General features: G+C 64.3%; 12 protein-coding genes and 3 rRNA genes. 6 read left to right on the top strand and 9 right to left on the bottom strand.

Going from position 1 to position 16,662, the window contains the following annotated elements; genetic code table 11:
• Positions 1 to 8 precede the first annotated feature (8 nt).
• Positions 9 to 599 (top strand): TetR family transcriptional regulator, encoded by a 591-nt coding sequence (locus tag OG758_RS31960; RefSeq protein ID WP_266564441.1) that lies wholly within the window; start codon positions 9 to 11, stop codon positions 597 to 599.
• Positions 600 to 760: 161 nt separating this feature from the next.
• Here OG758_RS31960 and rrf read toward each other — a convergent pair.
• The 5 genes from rrf to OG758_RS31935 form a co-directional block, all read right to left on the bottom strand.
• Positions 761 to 877, bottom strand: a 5S ribosomal RNA gene (gene rrf, locus OG758_RS31955).
• A gap of 89 nt (positions 878 to 966) precedes the next feature.
• A 23S ribosomal RNA gene (locus OG758_RS31950) occupies positions 967 to 4,090 on the bottom strand.
• A gap of 317 nt (positions 4,091 to 4,407) precedes the next feature.
• Positions 4,408 to 5,935, bottom strand: a 16S ribosomal RNA gene (locus OG758_RS31945).
• The 16S, 23S and 5S rRNA genes sit together here, the layout of an rRNA operon.
• Before the next feature lie 662 nt (positions 5,936 to 6,597).
• Complete coding sequence (locus OG758_RS31940) at positions 6,598 to 6,816, bottom strand: hypothetical protein (protein ID WP_100594289.1); 219 nt, start codon at positions 6,814 to 6,816, stop codon at positions 6,598 to 6,600.
• 199 nt (positions 6,817 to 7,015) lie between these two features.
• Complete coding sequence (locus tag OG758_RS31935) at positions 7,016 to 8,398, bottom strand: glycine--tRNA ligase (RefSeq protein ID WP_326713099.1); 1,383 nt, start codon at positions 8,396 to 8,398, stop codon at positions 7,016 to 7,018.
• A 197-nt stretch (positions 8,399 to 8,595) separates the two neighbouring features.
• Here OG758_RS31935 and OG758_RS31930 point away from each other — a divergent pair, with 197 nt between their 5' ends.
• From OG758_RS31930 to OG758_RS31915, 4 genes are read left to right on the top strand one after another with little or no spacing between them, the layout of a single operon-like run.
• Positions 8,596 to 9,552: a metal ABC transporter substrate-binding protein gene (locus tag OG758_RS31930; RefSeq protein WP_326713098.1), complete on the top strand. Its 957-nt coding sequence runs from the start codon at positions 8,596 to 8,598 to the stop codon at positions 9,550 to 9,552.
• A gap of 17 nt (positions 9,553 to 9,569) precedes the next feature.
• Positions 9,570 to 10,352: a metal ABC transporter ATP-binding protein gene (locus OG758_RS31925; RefSeq protein ID WP_116513669.1), complete on the top strand. Its 783-nt coding sequence runs from the start codon at positions 9,570 to 9,572 to the stop codon at positions 10,350 to 10,352.
• 1 nt (position 10,353) lies between these two features.
• Positions 10,354 to 11,250 carry a metal ABC transporter permease gene (locus OG758_RS31920; protein WP_326713097.1) on the top strand — a complete coding sequence of 299 codons (897 nt, stop codon included), beginning with the start codon at positions 10,354 to 10,356 and terminating at the stop codon, positions 11,248 to 11,250.
• A gap of 59 nt (positions 11,251 to 11,309) precedes the next feature.
• Entirely contained in the window at positions 11,310 to 11,711 is a 402-nt protein-coding gene (locus OG758_RS31915; protein WP_326713096.1) for a Fur family transcriptional regulator, read from the top strand.
• A 103-nt stretch (positions 11,712 to 11,814) separates the two neighbouring features.
• On the opposite strand, the gene OG758_RS31910 is transcribed toward OG758_RS31915, so the two are convergent.
• The 4 genes from OG758_RS31910 to OG758_RS31895 all read right to left on the bottom strand — a co-directional run bounded on the left by OG758_RS31910 (position 11,815) and on the right by OG758_RS31895 (position 14,831).
• Positions 11,815 to 12,636 (bottom strand): isoprenyl transferase, encoded by an 822-nt coding sequence (locus OG758_RS31910; protein WP_326713095.1) that lies wholly within the window; start codon positions 12,634 to 12,636, stop codon positions 11,815 to 11,817.
• 23 nt (positions 12,637 to 12,659) lie between these two features.
• Positions 12,660 to 13,409: a DNA repair protein RecO gene (recO, locus tag OG758_RS31905; protein ID WP_116513067.1), complete on the bottom strand. Its 750-nt coding sequence runs from the start codon at positions 13,407 to 13,409 to the stop codon at positions 12,660 to 12,662.
• 58 nt (positions 13,410 to 13,467) lie between these two features.
• Positions 13,468 to 13,683 carry a hypothetical protein gene (locus OG758_RS31900; RefSeq protein WP_326713094.1) on the bottom strand — a complete coding sequence of 72 codons (216 nt, stop codon included), beginning with the start codon at positions 13,681 to 13,683 and terminating at the stop codon, positions 13,468 to 13,470.
• A 404-nt stretch (positions 13,684 to 14,087) separates the two neighbouring features.
• Entirely contained in the window at positions 14,088 to 14,831 is a 744-nt protein-coding gene (locus OG758_RS31895; protein WP_326713093.1) for a FadR/GntR family transcriptional regulator, read from the bottom strand.
• Positions 14,832 to 15,013: 182 nt separating this feature from the next.
• Between OG758_RS31895 and OG758_RS31890 the strand changes: the two genes are divergently transcribed.
• Positions 15,014 to 16,636 (top strand): ABC transporter substrate-binding protein, encoded by a 1,623-nt coding sequence (locus OG758_RS31890; protein WP_326713092.1) that lies wholly within the window; start codon positions 15,014 to 15,016, stop codon positions 16,634 to 16,636.
• The last annotated feature ends 26 nt before the right edge of the window (positions 16,637 to 16,662 follow it).

Below are 16,662 nucleotides of genomic sequence, written 5' to 3'. Positions count from 1 at the left end.
TCGGCATCATGGCAACCGAGACCCTGACCACCGAGCGCATCCTCGAGGCGACCGAGGAGGTACTGCGCCGGCATGGTCCCGCCAAGGCGAACGTCGTCGACGTGGCCCGCGCGCTCGGCGTCAGTCACGGCAGCGTCTACCGGCATTTCGGTACGAAGGCACAGTTGCGCGAGGCGGTCACGAAGCGCTGGCTCGACCGCACCACGAACGAACTGCAACTGCTCATGACAGACGGCTCACTGACGGCACCCGCCATGTTGCGCCAATGGCTCGCGACGCTGTTCGCGGCCAAGCGCCGCAAGGCGGGCGACGATCCGCAGCTCTTCGCCACGTACCAGGTACTGATCAGTGAGAACAGCCGGGTGGTCGAACTCCACGTCGGTGAGCTGATCATGCAGCTCGACCACATCATTCAAGACGGCATCACCAAGGGGCAGTTCAGCCTTCCGCACCCCGACCCCGCTCTGACGGCCCGCGCGGTATTCGACGCGACCAACCGTTTCCACGATCCGGCGTATGCGGGTGAGTGGCAGAAGGCCGGCATCGACGAGGAATTCAGGGCCCTCACGGATCTCGTCCTCCGCGGCCTGAACTCCTGACCGTACCCCCGCACAAATTTCCGGCCGGACCCTGAAAAGGGGTCCGGCCGGAAAAGTGGACCCGAGGGGACCGGCCCGGGACCGGCACAATGCTTGGCGTACAACGCAGAAAACCCCCGTAACAGGATTCTCATCCGTTACGGGGGTTTTCTTCAAAAATAGTTCGGCGGCGTCCTACTCTCCCACAGGGTCCCCCCTGCAGTACCATCGGCGCTGTGAGGCTTAGCTTCCGGGTTCGGAATGTAACCGGGCGTTTCCCTCACGCTATGACCACCGAAACACTATGAAACTGTCAACCGCACCACGCTCTGTGACAAACGTGGGGTTGTTCGTGGTTTCAGAACCAACACAGTGGACGCGAGCAACTGAGGACAAGCCCTCGGCCTATTAGTACCAGTCACCTCCACCCGTTACCGGGCTTCCAGATCTGGCCTATCAACCCAGTCGTCTACTGGGAGCCTTAACCCCTCAAGGGGGTGGGAATACTCATCTCGAAGCAGGCTTCCCGCTTAGATGCTTTCAGCGGTTATCCTTTCCGAACGTAGCCAACCAGCCATGCCCTTGGCAGGACAACTGGCACACCAGAGGTTCGTCCGTCCCGGTCCTCTCGTACTAGGGACAGCCCTTCTCAATATTCCTACGCGCGCAGCGGATAGGGACCGAACTGTCTCACGACGTTCTAAACCCAGCTCGCGTACCGCTTTAATGGGCGAACAGCCCAACCCTTGGGACCGACTCCAGCCCCAGGATGCGACGAGCCGACATCGAGGTGCCAAACCATCCCGTCGATATGGACTCTTGGGGAAGATCAGCCTGTTATCCCCGGGGTACCTTTTATCCGTTGAGCGACGGCGCTTCCACAAGCCACCGCCGGATCACTAGTCCCGACTTTCGTCCCTGCTCGACCCGTCGGTCTCACAGTCAAGCTCCCTTGTGCACTTACACTCAACACCTGATTACCAACCAGGCTGAGGGAACCTTTGGGCGCCTCCGTTACTCTTTAGGAGGCAACCGCCCCAGTTAAACTACCCATCAGACACTGTCCCTGATCCGGATCACGGACCCAGGTTAGACATCCAGCACGACCAGAGTGGTATTTCAACGACGACTCCCCCTGAACTGGCGTCCAGAGTTCAAAGTCTCCCACCTATCCTACACAAGCCGAACCGAACACCAATATCAAACTGTAGTAAAGGTCCCGGGGTCTTTCCGTCCTGCTGCGCGAAACGAGCATCTTTACTCGTAGTGCAATTTCACCGGGCCTATGGTTGAGACAGTCGAGAAGTCGTTACGCCATTCGTGCAGGTCGGAACTTACCCGACAAGGAATTTCGCTACCTTAGGATGGTTATAGTTACCACCGCCGTTTACTGGCGCTTAAGTTCTCAGCTTCGCACACCCGAAAGTGCACTAACCGGTCCCCTTAACGTTCCAGCACCGGGCAGGCGTCAGTCCGTATACATCGCCTTACGGCTTCGCACGGACCTGTGTTTTTAGTAAACAGTCGCTTCTCGCTGGTCTCTGCGGCCACCCCCAGCTCGAGGAGCAAGTCCTCTCACCAGTGATGGCCCCCCTTCTCCCGAAGTTACGGGGGCATTTTGCCGAGTTCCTTAACCATAGTTCACCCGAACGCCTCGGTATTCTCTACCTGACCACCTGAGTCGGTTTAGGGTACGGGCCGCCATGAAACTCGCTAGAGGCTTTTCTCGACAGCATAGGATCATCCACTTCACCACAATCGGCTCGGCATCAGGTCTCAGCCTTAATGTGCGACGGATTTACCTATCGCACGGCCTACACCCTTACCCCGGGACAACCACCGCCCGGGCTGGACTACCTTCCTGCGTCACCCCATCACTCACCTACTACAAGTCTGGTCCGTCGGCTCCACCACTTTCCTTTCCCCGAAGGGTCCGGAACGGCTTCACGGACTTAGCATCGCCTGATTCAATGTTTGACGCTTCACAGCGGGTACCGGAATATCAACCGGTTATCCATCGACTACGCCTGTCGGCCTCGCCTTAGGTCCCGACTTACCCTGGGCAGATCAGCTTGACCCAGGAACCCTTAGTCAATCGGCGCACACGTTTCTCACGTGTGTATCGCTACTCATGCCTGCATTCTCACTCGTGAACCGTCCACAACTCGCTTCCGCGGCTGCTTCACCCGGCACACGACGCTCCCCTACCCATCACGATCCCCGTTGGGGGTATATATCGCAATGACACGACTTCGGCGGTACGCTTGAGCCCCGCTACATTGTCGGCGCGGAATCACTAGACCAGTGAGCTATTACGCACTCTTTCAAGGGTGGCTGCTTCTAAGCCAACCTCCTGGTTGTCTGTGCGACTCCACATCCTTTCCCACTTAGCGTACGCTTAGGGGCCTTAGTCGATGCTCTGGGCTGTTTCCCTCTCGACCATGGAGCTTATCCCCCACAGTCTCACTGCCGTGCTCTCACTTACCGGCATTCGGAGTTTGGCTAAGGTCAGTAACCCGGTAGGGCCCATCGCCTATCCAGTGCTCTACCTCCGGCAAGAAACACACGACGCTGCACCTAAATGCATTTCGGGGAGAACCAGCTATCACGGAGTTTGATTGGCCTTTCACCCCTAACCACAGGTCATCCCCCAGGTTTTCAACCCTGGTGGGTTCGGTCCTCCACGAAGTCTTACCTCCGCTTCAACCTGCCCATGGCTAGATCACTCCGCTTCGGGTCTTGAGCGCGCTACTGAATCGCCCTATTCGGACTCGCTTTCGCTACGGCTTCCCCACACGGGTTAACCTCGCAACGCACCGCAAACTCGCAGGCTCATTCTTCAAAAGGCACGCAGTCACGACGCAAGGAACAAGTTCCTTGCGCGACGCTCCCACGGCTTGTAGGCACACGGTTTCAGGTACTATTTCACTCCGCTCCCGCGGTACTTTTCACCATTCCCTCACGGTACTATCCGCTATCGGTCACCAGGGAATATTTAGGCTTAGCGGGTGGTCCCGCCAGATTCACACGGGATTTCTCGGGCCCCGTGCTACTTGGGTGTCTCTCAAACGAGCCGCTGATGTTTCGACTACGGGGGTCTTACCCTCTACGCCGGACCTTTCGCATGTCCTTCGCCTACATCAACGGTTTCTGACTCGTCTCACAGCCGGCAGACTGTGAAAGAGAGATCCCACAACCCCACATGCGCAACCCCTGCCGGGTATCACACGCATATGGTTTGGCCTCATCCAGTTTCGCTCGCCACTACTCCCGGAATCACGGTTGTTTTCTCTTCCTGCGGGTACTGAGATGTTTCACTTCCCCGCGTTCCCTCCACATACCCTATGTGTTCAGGTATGGGTGACAGCCCATGACGACTGCCGGGTTTCCCCATTCGGAAACCCCCGGATCAAAGCCTGGTTGACGGCTCCCCGGGGACTATCGTGGCCTCCCACGTCCTTCATCGGTTCCTGGTGCCAAGGCATCCACCGTGCGCCCTTAAAAACTTGGCCACAGATGCTCGCGTCCACTGTGCAGTTCTCAAACAACGACCAACCACCCGTCACAACCCACCGAAGCAGATTTTTACCGGGGTCGGCACTGAAGGCGACCGATTCGGCCGTACCTTCAGACACCCAACAGCGTGCCCGACCCGGTCCCGCCCGGAGATCATGCTTTCCACGCTCCGAAGAGCAGTACTCACAGCCTCCGACCCGTGAACCCGGTCGAATAGTCAACGTTCCACCCTTGAGCAACCACCGTCGGACATTTGCCGACGAAATGGCTCTTGGACCACCAGGTGAAACCCGGCAGCCAAAGTGCTCCTTAGAAAGGAGGTGATCCAGCCGCACCTTCCGGTACGGCTACCTTGTTACGACTTCGTCCCAATCGCCAGTCCCACCTTCGACAGCTCCCTCCCCACAAGGGGGTTGGGCCACCGGCTTCGGGTGTTACCGACTTTCGTGACGTGACGGGCGGTGTGTACAAGGCCCGGGAACGTATTCACCGCAGCAATGCTGATCTGCGATTACTAGCAACTCCGACTTCATGGGGTCGAGTTGCAGACCCCAATCCGAACTGAGACAGGCTTTTTGAGATTCGCTCCGCCTCGCGGCATCGCAGCTCATTGTACCTGCCATTGTAGCACGTGTGCAGCCCAAGACATAAGGGGCATGATGACTTGACGTCGTCCCCACCTTCCTCCGAGTTGACCCCGGCAGTCTCCTGTGAGTCCCCATCACCCCGAAGGGCATGCTGGCAACACAGAACAAGGGTTGCGCTCGTTGCGGGACTTAACCCAACATCTCACGACACGAGCTGACGACAGCCATGCACCACCTGTATACCGACCACAAGGGGGGCACCATCTCTGATGCTTTCCGGTATATGTCAAGCCTTGGTAAGGTTCTTCGCGTTGCGTCGAATTAAGCCACATGCTCCGCTGCTTGTGCGGGCCCCCGTCAATTCCTTTGAGTTTTAGCCTTGCGGCCGTACTCCCCAGGCGGGGAACTTAATGCGTTAGCTGCGGCACCGACGACGTGGAATGTCGCCAACACCTAGTTCCCACCGTTTACGGCGTGGACTACCAGGGTATCTAATCCTGTTCGCTCCCCACGCTTTCGCTCCTCAGCGTCAGTAATGGCCCAGAGATCCGCCTTCGCCACCGGTGTTCCTCCTGATATCTGCGCATTTCACCGCTACACCAGGAATTCCGATCTCCCCTACCACACTCTAGCCTGCCCGTATCGACTGCAGACCCGGGGTTAAGCCCCGGGCTTTCACAACCGACGTGACAAGCCGCCTACGAGCTCTTTACGCCCAATAATTCCGGACAACGCTTGCGCCCTACGTATTACCGCGGCTGCTGGCACGTAGTTAGCCGGCGCTTCTTCTGCAGGTACCGTCACTTTCGCTTCTTCCCTGCTGAAAGAGGTTTACAACCCGAAGGCCGTCATCCCTCACGCGGCGTCGCTGCATCAGGCTTTCGCCCATTGTGCAATATTCCCCACTGCTGCCTCCCGTAGGAGTCTGGGCCGTGTCTCAGTCCCAGTGTGGCCGGTCGCCCTCTCAGGCCGGCTACCCGTCGTCGCCTTGGTGAGCTTCTACCTCACCAACAAGCTGATAGGCCGCGGGCTCATCCTGCACCGCCGGAGCTTTCAACCCCCTCCCATGCGAGAGGGGGTGTCATCCGGTATTAGACCCCGTTTCCAGGGCTTGTCCCAGAGTGCAGGGCAGATTGCCCACGTGTTACTCACCCGTTCGCCACTAATCCACCCCGAAAGGCTTCATCGTTCGACTTGCATGTGTTAAGCACGCCGCCAGCGTTCGTCCTGAGCCAGGATCAAACTCTCCGTGAATGTTTTCCCGTAATCGGGACTACACCACGAGAGCGGAACCGTCGGGAGGAATAATCCCCACGATTCACTGCGTCCTCGCTAGTGCGCCTCACCCCGGTGTGGGAGTGAGGACTTTTTCAAAGGAACCTCCAACCCACCAAAGGTGGGCCGGGGTTGTCAATCTGGCGTTGACTTTTGGCACGCTGTTGAGTTCTCAAGGAACGGACGCTTCCTTTGTACTCACCCGAGAGACTCTCTCAGGCTTTCCTCCGGGCAGTTTCCCTTCGGTCTTGCGTTTCCGACTCTATCAGACTCTTTCGTGTCCGATTTCCTCGGTGCCTTTCAGGTTTCCGCTCCGGCCTTTCGGCTTTCCGCGTTTCCCTTTCCGGCGGTTCCGACTCTATCAGATTCTTTCGGGCCCGATTCCCAGTCAGTGGGGTTTGCCTTCGCGGCTGTTGGGCCGTTCCGACGTCCCAAACTTTAGCGGATTCCCCCGGCGGCGCCTAATCGGGCCATCGAGTCCACCGCGAATTGAATTCGGGCGTGCCGAATTCACTCCCGGTGGGAGATCGTGCTGCTTGTTTGGGTGCCGCTTGAGCGGCGGAGGTGCTGTCGCGGGGCCGACTGGCCGGGTGACAACTCGGAGGACTCTAGAGATCTCCGGGCCCCGTGTCAATTCGGCCCTACTGGGGCCCCTGGGCCGAGGGGTCCACCGTCGCCTGGTGCTCCTGGGCGAGGTGCTCCTCGGCCTTGAGCCAGGGCAGGAACTGGGCGGGTTTTCGCCAGCCGCAGGTGTCGCATCTGATGGTGCGGCGCGGGCCCGAGCGCTGTACCCGCACCGTGTGCTCCCGGCCGTGCTGGTCCCAGCGGCTGACCTTGCTCGTGGTGGTGTTCGGCAGCATGACGCCTCCTCCGCGGCCCCTGTGGGCGTGCGTTCCGCAAGGAGTGTGCAGCAAGAGCAATATCAACAGGGGGGTTTCTGTGGTGCGTTGTACGTCTCGCCGGCGTCCGCGGCCGCGCGGAAACGACGAAAGCGGCCCAGGAGCGCGATGTGCACGCTCCTGAGCCGCTTCTCTGTGGTGCCTGGTCCCCTAGGGGTGATCAGCAGCCGACGAGGCGCGTCGCCAGGTAGCCCTCGATCTGGTCGAGAGAGACACGCTCCTGCTTCATGGTGTCGCGCTCGCGAACCGTGACGGCGTTGTCGTCGAGGGTGTCGAAGTCGACGGTGACGCAGTACGGCGTACCGATCTCGTCCTGACGGCGGTAGCGGCGGCCGATGGCGCCCGCGTCGTCGAAGTCGATGTTCCAGTTCTGGCGCAGCGCGGTGGCGAGTCCCTTGGCCTTCGGGGACAGCTCCGGGTTGCGGGACAGGGGCAGGACCGCGACCTTGACCGGGGCGAGGCGGTGGTCGAAGCGCATGACGGTGCGCTTCTCCATCTTGCCCTTGGCGTTGGGCGCCTCGTCCTCGACGTAGGCGTCGAGCATGAAGGCGAGCATGGAGCGGCCGACACCGGCGGCGGGCTCGATGACGTACGGGGTGTAACGCTCGCCGGCTTCCTGGTCGAAGTAGGAGAGGTCCTGGCCCGAGGCCTTGGAGTGCGCGGAGAGGTCGTAGTCCGTGCGGTTGGCGACGCCCTCGAGCTCGCCCCACTCGTTTCCGCCGAAGCGGAAGCGGTACTCGATGTCAGCGGTGCGCTTGGAGTAGTGGGAGAGCTTCTCCGCCGGGTGCTCGAACCAGCGCATGTTCTCCTCGCGCATGCCGAGGCCGGTGTACCAGTTCCAGCGCTGCTCCATCCAGTACTCCTGCCACTTCTCGTCCTCGCCCGGCTTGACGAAGAATTCCATCTCCATCTGCTCGAACTCGCGGGTGCGGAAGATGAAGTTGCCGGGCGTGATCTCGTTGCGGAAGCTCTTGCCCATCTGGGCGATGCCGAACGGCGGCTTGCGGCGCGAGGTCTGCTGGACGCTGGCGAAGTTGGTGAAGATGCCCTGGGCGGTCTCGGGGCGCAGGTAGGCGATGGAGCCGCTGTCCTGCGTGGGGCCGAGGTGCGTGGAGAGCAGGCCCGAGAACTGCTTGGGCTCGGTGAAGGTGCCCTTGTTGCCGCAGTTGGGACAGTTGAGGTCGGTGAGGCCGTTCTCCGGCAGCTTGCCGTGCTTGGCCTCGTACGCCTCCTCCAGGTGGTCCGCGCGGTACCGCTTGTGGCAGGAGGTGCACTCGGTGAGCGGGTCGCTGAACGTGGCGACGTGACCGGAGGCCTGCCAGACCTCGGTCGCCAGGATCACCGACGAGTCGATACCGACGATGTCCTCGCGCGAGGTGACCATGTAGCGCCACCACTGGCGCTTGAGGTTCTCCTTCAGCTCGACGCCCAGCGGTCCGTAATCCCAGGCGGCCTTCTGGCCGCCGTAGATCTCGCTGCACGGGTAGACGAAGCCACGGCGCTTGCTGAGGCTGACGATGGTGTCGATCTTGTCGGCGGCCACGGTGCTCTCTTCATTACGACGACGACGAAGCTGCTGCTTCAGAGCGAATGCGAATGCTTCAGGTTACCGGCGGCGTAGGGCTCCGGATCAAATCGGTTGGGGGTCCGGAGCCCGGGCTGGGGTGGGATGCCCGTTTCGGTGTGATCGCGCCGACAGCTTGTTGACAATCGTTTCCAGATTTGTTGAAAATGACTGTCATGAACGTACGACGCCTCATACCCACCGCCGCCGTCGCCTCCGTCACCGTGCTCGGCATCACGGGCCTGTCGGCCTGCTCCGCCTCCTCGGGTGACGGCAGGAACAGCGACGGCAAGCTCGCGGTGGTGGCGTCGTTCTATCCGATGCAGTACCTCGCGGAGCAGATCGGCGGGGACCACGTCGCCGTCACCAATCTGACCAAGCCCGGCCAGGAGCCGCACGACCTGGAGATCAGCGCGAAGCAGACCGCGCAGCTCCAGGACGCGGGTGTCGCCCTCTATCTCAAGGGCCTCCAGCCGGCCGTCGACGACGCGATACAGCAGTCCGAGATCAAGACCAAGGTCGATGCCGCCTCCCTGACGCATCTGGAGAAGCACGGCACCGAGGTCGGCGGGCACGCCGAGGAGCACGACCACGAGCACGGCGGCGAGGGCGGCCGGGATCCGCACATCTGGCTGGACCCGGTGAAGTACGCCGAGGTCGCCAAGGGTGTGGGCAAGGCCTTCGAGAAGGCCGACCCGGATCATGCGGCGGCGTACAAGAAGAACACCGCGGCGCTGGTCGGCAGGCTCGACGGGCTGAACACACGGTTCGAGGACGGGCTGAAGAACACCGATTCGAAGGTGTTCATCACGACCCACGCGGCCTTCGGCTATCTCGCCGAGCGGTACGGGCTCACCGAGGAGGCCATCAGCGGCCTCGATCCGGAGAGCGAGCCCAGCGCGGCGCGTGTGAAGGACCTCCAGAACATGGCGAAGGCCGACGGGGCGACCACGGTCTTCTACGAGACCCTCGTCAGCGACAGGACGGCGAAGACCGTCGCGGGCGACGCGGGCCTCAAGACCGATGTGCTCGACCCGCTCGAGGGCATCACCGACAAGTCCAAGGGTGACGACTACATCCAGGTCATGGAGTCGAACCTGAAGGCCCTGCAGACGGCGCTCGGCGCCAAGTGACCACGGAGGACAGCGGCATGGACGCATCGGTGAAGGCCGGCGAGCCCGTCATAGCCCTGCGCAGCGTGACGGCCGAGCTCGGCTCGCGTCCCGTGCTGCGCGGCATCGACCTGACCGTGCGCCGCGGTGAGGTCGTGGCCCTGCTCGGCGCCAACGGTTCGGGCAAGTCGACGGCCGTGCGCACAGTGATCGGCCAGGTGCCCGTAAGCGGAGGCGAGGTCGAGATCTTCGGTACGCCGCGTCGGCGGTTCCGGGACTGGGCGCGGGTCGGTTACGTGCCGCAGCGGACGACGGCCGCGGGCGGGGTGCCGGCCACGGTCACCGAGGTCGTGTCCTCGGGGCGGCTCTCGCGGGCGCGCTTCGGTCTGCTGCGCAAGGCGGACCGTGAGGCGGTGCGCCGGGCGCTGGACCTGGTCGGGATGGCCGACCGTGCCAAGGACTCGGTGGACGCGCTCTCCGGCGGACAGCACCAGCGTGTCCTCATCGCGCGGGCCCTGGCCTCCGAGCCGGAGCTGCTGATCATGGACGAGCCGATGGCGGGCGTCGACCTGGCGAGCCAGGAGATCCTCGCGAAGACGCTGCGTGCGCAGGTCGAGGCCGGCGCGTCCGTGCTGCTCGTTCTGCACGAGCTGGGTCCGCTGGAGCCGCTGATCGACCGTGCGGTCGTGCTGCGCGACGGCTGCGTCCTGCACGACGGGCCGCCGCCGGAGGCGGTCGGCCAGCACGCGCTGCCGGGCCACGACCACGTCCACCCGCACACCTCGGATCTCACCCCCGTACGCACAGGACTGCTGAGCTGACATGGAATTCCTCGACTCCGCCTTCATGCAGCGGGCCCTGCTCGCCGCGGTCCTGGTGGGCATCACCGCCCCCGCGATCGGCATCTATCTCGTCCAGCGCCGGCAGGCCCTGATGGGTGACGGCATCGGCCATGTCGCGATGACGGGCGTCGGCCTCGGCTTCCTGCTCTCCACGTCGCCCGTGTGGATGGCGATGGCCGTCTCCGTGGTCGGCGTGGTGATCATGGAACTGATCCGCTGGTACGGGAAGACGCGCGGCGACATCGCGCTCGCGATGCTTTTCTACGGAGGTATGGCGGGCGGCGTGATGCTGATCAACCTCGCCCCCGGCGGTTCCACGGCGAACCTGCAGAGTTATCTCTTCGGCTCACTGTCGACCGTCTCGCAGAGCGACCTCGTGTCGATCTGTGTCCTCGCCGGATTCGTCGCCGTGGTCACGATCGGTCTGCGCCGGCAGCTGTTCGCGGTCAGCCAGGACGAGGAGTTCGCCCGGGTGACCGGCCTGCCGGTGCGCGTTCTGAACCTGCTCGTCGCGGTGACCGCGGCGGCGACCGTCACCGTCGCGATGCGCGTCGTGGGTCTGCTCCTGGTGTCCGCGCTGATGGTGGTCCCGGTGGCGGCCGCACAGCAGCTCACTCGGAGCTTCGCGGCGACGTTCGCGATCGCCGTGGCCATCGGCGTCACCACGACGCTGGGCGGCACGATCACCAATTACTACGTCGAGATCCCGCCCGGCGCGACGATCGTGCTGCTGACCATCGCGGCGTTCATCGTCTTCAGCCTGATCGCCACTCCGCTGGCCAGGCGCAGGGCGCGGGCGGCGGCGAGCGGGGCCGGTGACCCGGCCGAGTGCGCGATTCCAGGCCGGATCCCCGGTCAGGCCAAGGCCGAGGTCTGACCCGGGCCCCGTGCGGCCTGGCACAATGGGCCGCCAGCAGTAAATCCGAGGAGGCAACAGTGGGAGCCCCGGTTCGAGGCAGGTCGACCCGCCAGCGTGCGGCCGTGGCGGCGGCGCTCGACGAGGTGGACGAGTTCCGCAGTGCCCAGGAGCTCCACGACGTCCTCAAGCACAAGGGTGACTCGGTGGGTCTGACGACCGTCTACCGCACCCTGCAGTCCCTCGCCGACGCGGGCGAGGTCGATGTCCTGCGCACGTCGGACGGCGAGGCCGTCTACCGGCGCTGCTCCAGCGGCGAGCACCACCATCACCTGGTGTGCCGGGTGTGCGGCAAGGCGGTCGAGGTCGAGGGCCCGGCCGTGGAGAAGTGGGCCGAGGCGATCGCCGCGGAGCACGGGTATGTGAACGTGGCGCACACGGTGGAGATCTTCGGTACGTGCGCGGAGTGCTCCGCGGCGTGAGCGGTTCCGCCTCGGCGGAGGGCTGAGCGCCGTCTTTCTTTCGCGTGCTGTGGGGGGTACTTCCGAGTACCCCCCACAGCCGTTTGATCAGCTAGCCGTTTGATCAGCTGTTGGCGATCTGTTCCTCGTTCGGGATCGCTCCGCCGAAGCGGCGGTCCCGGGAGGCGTACTCGAGGCAGGCGCGCCACAGGTCACGGCGGTCGAAGTCGGGCCACAGGACGTCCTGGAAGACCATTTCGGCGTAAGCGCTCTGCCACAGCAGGTAGTTGGAGGTGCGCTGCTCGCCGCTGGGGCGCAGGAACAGGTCGACGTCCGGCATGTCCGGGTAGTAGAGGTACTTCGCGAAGGTCTTCTCGCTGACCTTCGACGGGTCGAGGCGGCCCGCCTTCACGTCCTCGGCGATGGCCTGCGCGGCGTCGGCGATCTCGGCGCGGCCGCCGTAGTTCATGCAGAAGTAGAGGGTCAGCCTGTCGTTGTCCTTGGTCTGCTCCTGGGAGATCTCCAGCTCCTGGGCGACCGACTTCCACAGCTTGGGCATGCGTCCCACCCAGCGCACCCGTACGCCCAGCTCGTCGAGCTGGTCGCGGGTCTTGCGGATGAAGTCGCGGTTGAAGTTCATGAGGAAGCGGACCTCGTCGGGTGAGCGCTTCCAGTTCTCCGTGGAGAAGGCGTAGAGCGAGATCGCGCCGACGCCCATCTCGATCGCGCCCTGGAGGACGTCCATGACCCGCTCGGCGCCGACCTTGTGGCCCTCTGTGCGCGGCAGCCCGCGCTCCTTAGCCCACCGGCCGTTGCCGTCCATCACGATGGCGACGTGCTTCGGCACCAGCTCGCCGGGGATCTTCGGCGGCCGCGCGCCCGTCGGGTGCGGTTCGGGCGTCTTGTACTCACGGCGGGACCGTCCGAGGATTCCGCGACGTGCCATGTGGGCTCTCCCCTAGCTCAGTTCTAGCTTTTCTCTACGTAACGCAGCGAGCGCAGTCCGCGCTCCAGGTGCCAGTGCAGATACGCCGACACCAGTCCGCTGCCCTCTCGCACGAAGCGTGCCTCGCACGCGTCCGCCGTCTCCCAGTCGCCGGTCAGCAGCGCGCCGAGGAGGACGAGGGCCTGCGGTGAGGGTACGACGCTGCCCGGTACCCGGCAGTCGACGCAAACCGAGCCGCCCGCGCCGACGGAGAAGAACCGGTTGGGGCCCGGGAGACCGCACTTCGCGCAGTCGCCGAAACTCGGGGCGTAGCCGTTCACGGCGAGGGAGCGCAGCAGGAAGGCGTCGAGGACGAGATGGGGTTCGTGCTCGCCTCTGGACAGGGTCCGCAGTCCGCCCACCAGGAGCAGGTACTGCTGGACGGCCGGCTCGCCCTCGTGGTCGGTGAAGCGCTCGGCGGTCTCCAGCATGGCGGTGCCGGCGGTGTAGCGGGCGTAGTCGCTGACGATGCCGCCGCCGTAGGGGGCGATGGTCTCGCTCTGGGTGCACAGGGGCAGCCCGCGCCCGATCAGCTCGCTGCCCCGCGCGAAGAACTGGACGTCGACGTGCGAGAAGGGTTCGAGCCGGGCGCCGAACTTGGACTTGGTGCGCCGCACACCGCGCGCCACGGCGCGCACGCGCCCGTGATTGCGGGTGAGCAGCGTGATGATGCGGTCCGCTTCACCCAGCTTCTGGGTGCGCAGCACGATGCCGTCGTCGCGGAACAGGCTCATGGGCCCATTCTCGCCTACGCCGCAGGGGTGAAGCCGGGGGACCTGTGAAGGGGTGGGGTCAGGGGACCTCGCCGCGGCTCCTGGCGTTCGCATAGGCGGTTGCCGCCCGCAGCCGCTCGGAGGTCGTCGCCACCCGCAGCGCGTCCGGGGCGCAGTCCCATTCGCGGCCGCCTCCGAAGGGCCGGAGCTGAACGTACGGACCCTCGTGCCCCATGACCCGGCCCACCTGTCCGGTGCTGATGTCGACGGCGTAAGAACCGATTGGCGGCTTCATCGGCGTTGGCTCCTGTCCATACGTTCCGTGCGTTTCCCGGCGGGCGGCGGCGTCAACCGAAACAACGCCCCCATTCCACGAGCAGACACGGGACGTGGCGCTGAATCGTCGGCGGGGTGACGCGAGAGGCAATTCCCGACCTCCGCTGCGGCTATTCGCCCAGCTCTTCCCGCGCCTGGGACCGCGTGCCCGGACCGCCGTTCCGCCCACGTCAGGTGGCTCCCCGCCGCCGTCGGATTTCACGCTTCCCGCACCGGCGGGTACGCGTGCCAATTAGAGTGGGAAGGACCTCTGGGCTCTATGTAGCGAGGGCGAATTCGAACAGCCCATTCGGAACGGGCGTGCTCGATGCTGTTTGAATCGGGGGGAATGTGTGCGCGTAACTCCACAGAAATCCAGCGCGCTCACTCGACGCCTCTCGTCTCCTGTTCCGCGCGTGCCTCGATGCCCCGGAAGTGATGTGCCATGGCCCGCTGCGCGCCTGCGGCGTCCTGGGCGCGCAGGGCCGTGACGATGTCGCGGTGGCGGCTGACGGTGACGTCGGGGTCGGGGTCGCTGGACCAGGAGCGCGCGCCGGCGACGCGGTCGAAGACGTTCCAGAACGCGCCGAGGAGCTGCGGGATCAGCTCGTTGCCCAGCGAGCGGTAGAGGGTCTCGTGGAAGTCCCTGTCGAGGTCGGCGAAGGGCTCGTCGGCCTGGCCCGCGGCGGCCATCTTCCGGACGATGTCGTCGAGCCGGTCGAGGATCTCCGACGGGAGGGGGGCCGCGGCGACCCTGCGGATCAGGCCTTCCTCGAGGATCTCGCGGACCTGGAGGATCTCGGCGAGGGCGTGCGCGTCGGAGGCGGGCCGCAGCAGGGTGCGGAAGGTGAGGCCGTCGGCGAGCGGGGTGAGGGAGGCCTGGCCGACGTAGGTGCCGTAGCCGTGTCTGATCTCGACGATGTCGAGTGCCTGGAGGGCCTTGAGGGACTCGCGTACGGAGTTTCTGCTGACGCCGAGCGACTCCATCAGCTCGGCCTCGGTGGGCAGCAGTGCGCCGGGCCGCAGCCCTCTGTCCAGGATGAGCTGTGTGACCGCGCGCTGTACCTGCTGGCTGACGCGGCGGTGCCGTATCGCCGGGTTCCTGGGCTCCTCAGACATGCGCCGCATCGTAGGCGCAGCAGACGTCCCACGTCCCATGTCGGGATCAAACTTCTTCCCGCCCGGCGCCCGGAGCTCTCCGGGCTTCTCTGCGCGATCTCTTGACCGGCCCTCGCGGCGCTCTTATGGTCACGTCGCTACCAAGACGTAGGACGTTGGATCTCCCGCGCATCTCCCTCTCTGGAGGCACCATGAGCGACCACGAGCCGACCGGCCGCCGATCCTTCCTCAAGTACACCGGCGCCCTCGGCGCGGCCGCTGCCATCTCCACCTCCCTGTCGGCCTGTTCGTCCGGACCGAAGTCCACCAACGACACGGGCGGCGGCAAGGGCGGCGGATCCTCGCTGACCGCCGTCATCGGGTACGGCAACGACGGAAGCTGGGACCCGACGCAGACCGCGTCGGCCTTCGCCATGGCCGGTAACCAGCACATCTACGAGGGCCTCCTCGACACCGACCCGATCACGCGCGAGCCCTACGCGGCGCTCGCCACGAAGGTGCCGACGGATGCCGAACTGGCCACCACCTCCTGGAAGTTCACTCTGCGCGAGGGTGCCAAGTGGCACGACGGGAAGCCCGTCACGGCGGACGACGTGGTGTTCGTCTTCGACCGGATCCTCGACCCGGGCACGCAGTCGCTGGCCAAGGGCTTCTTCGAGAGCTGGCTCAAGGAGGTCAGGAAGACGGGTGACGACTCCGTCGAGCTCGTCCTCAAGTTCCCCTTCCCGGACGGTGCCACGCGGCTGACCCTCGCCAAGATCATGCCGAAGCACGTGTTCTCGAAGCCGGGCGCGTGGGACGACGCGACCAAGGGCAAGGCCGTCGGCTCGGGCCCGTACAGGCAGACCTCGCACCAGCCGAAGACGAACACCACCTTCGAAGCGTTCGCGGACTACAACGGGCCGCGCAAGGCGTCGTTCAAGAAGATGAACTGGCTGACCATCGTGGACGCGGCGCCCCGCGTCGCGAAGATCTCCGGTGGCAGCGCGGACGCGCAGATCGCGGACAACATCCCGTACGCGAACATCGCGCAGCTGAAGAAGGGCGGCCTCACCGTCGAGGGCGGGGCCGGGATGAACAACCTCTTCCTGATGTTCAACACCGCGCACAAGCCGTTCGACGACGTGCGGGTGCGCCAGGCCCTGCACTACGCCATCGACAAGCAGAAGATGATCGAGGTGGCGCTCAAGGGGCACGGGAAGGGCGCGAGTTCGTTCCTGAACGAGGGCAACCCCGACCACCGGCCGGCGAAGACGGTGTACGACTACGACCCGGACAAGGCGAAGAAGCTCCTCAAGGACGCCGGGGTCAGCGGGCTCTCGGTCTCCCTGATGTCCGTCAACGTGTCGTGGATCATGGACTGTCTGCCGACGATCAAGGCGTCGTGGGACGCGATCGGCGTGAAGACCACGCTCGACCCGCAGGAGACCACGGCCGTCTTCACGAAGATGGACCAGAAGAAGGACTACCAGATCGTGGCGGCCGCCTCGAACCCCAACCAGTTCGGGCTCGACGCCGACCTGATCATGCATTACAACTACGGCCCGTCGAACCTGTGGATGGGCTACGCGCGCTGGGCGGGCAGCTCCGACGCCAAGCACCTCTTCAAGCTGATGGACCAGGCCACGCGCGAGCCGGACCCGGCGAAGAAGAAGACGATGATCCAGGAGTACATCGACATCGTCGCCGAGCAGGCCGTGCTCTACCCGGTCGTGCACAACGAGCTGATGACGGCCTGGGACCCGAAGAAGATCACCGGTGTGCAGGCGCAGCCCTACCCCGGGATCAACGTGCTCAAGGCCAAGCCCGCGTAACGCGGCTTTCTCGCAAGGGAGTTCGT

Origin of the sequence: Streptomyces sp. NBC_01474, from assembly GCF_035918215.1 — a bacterium.
In the GTDB taxonomy this organism is placed as follows: domain Bacteria; phylum Actinomycetota; class Actinomycetes; order Streptomycetales; family Streptomycetaceae; genus Streptomyces; species Streptomyces aureus.
This window is presented reverse-complemented; position numbering and strand designations above follow the sequence as displayed.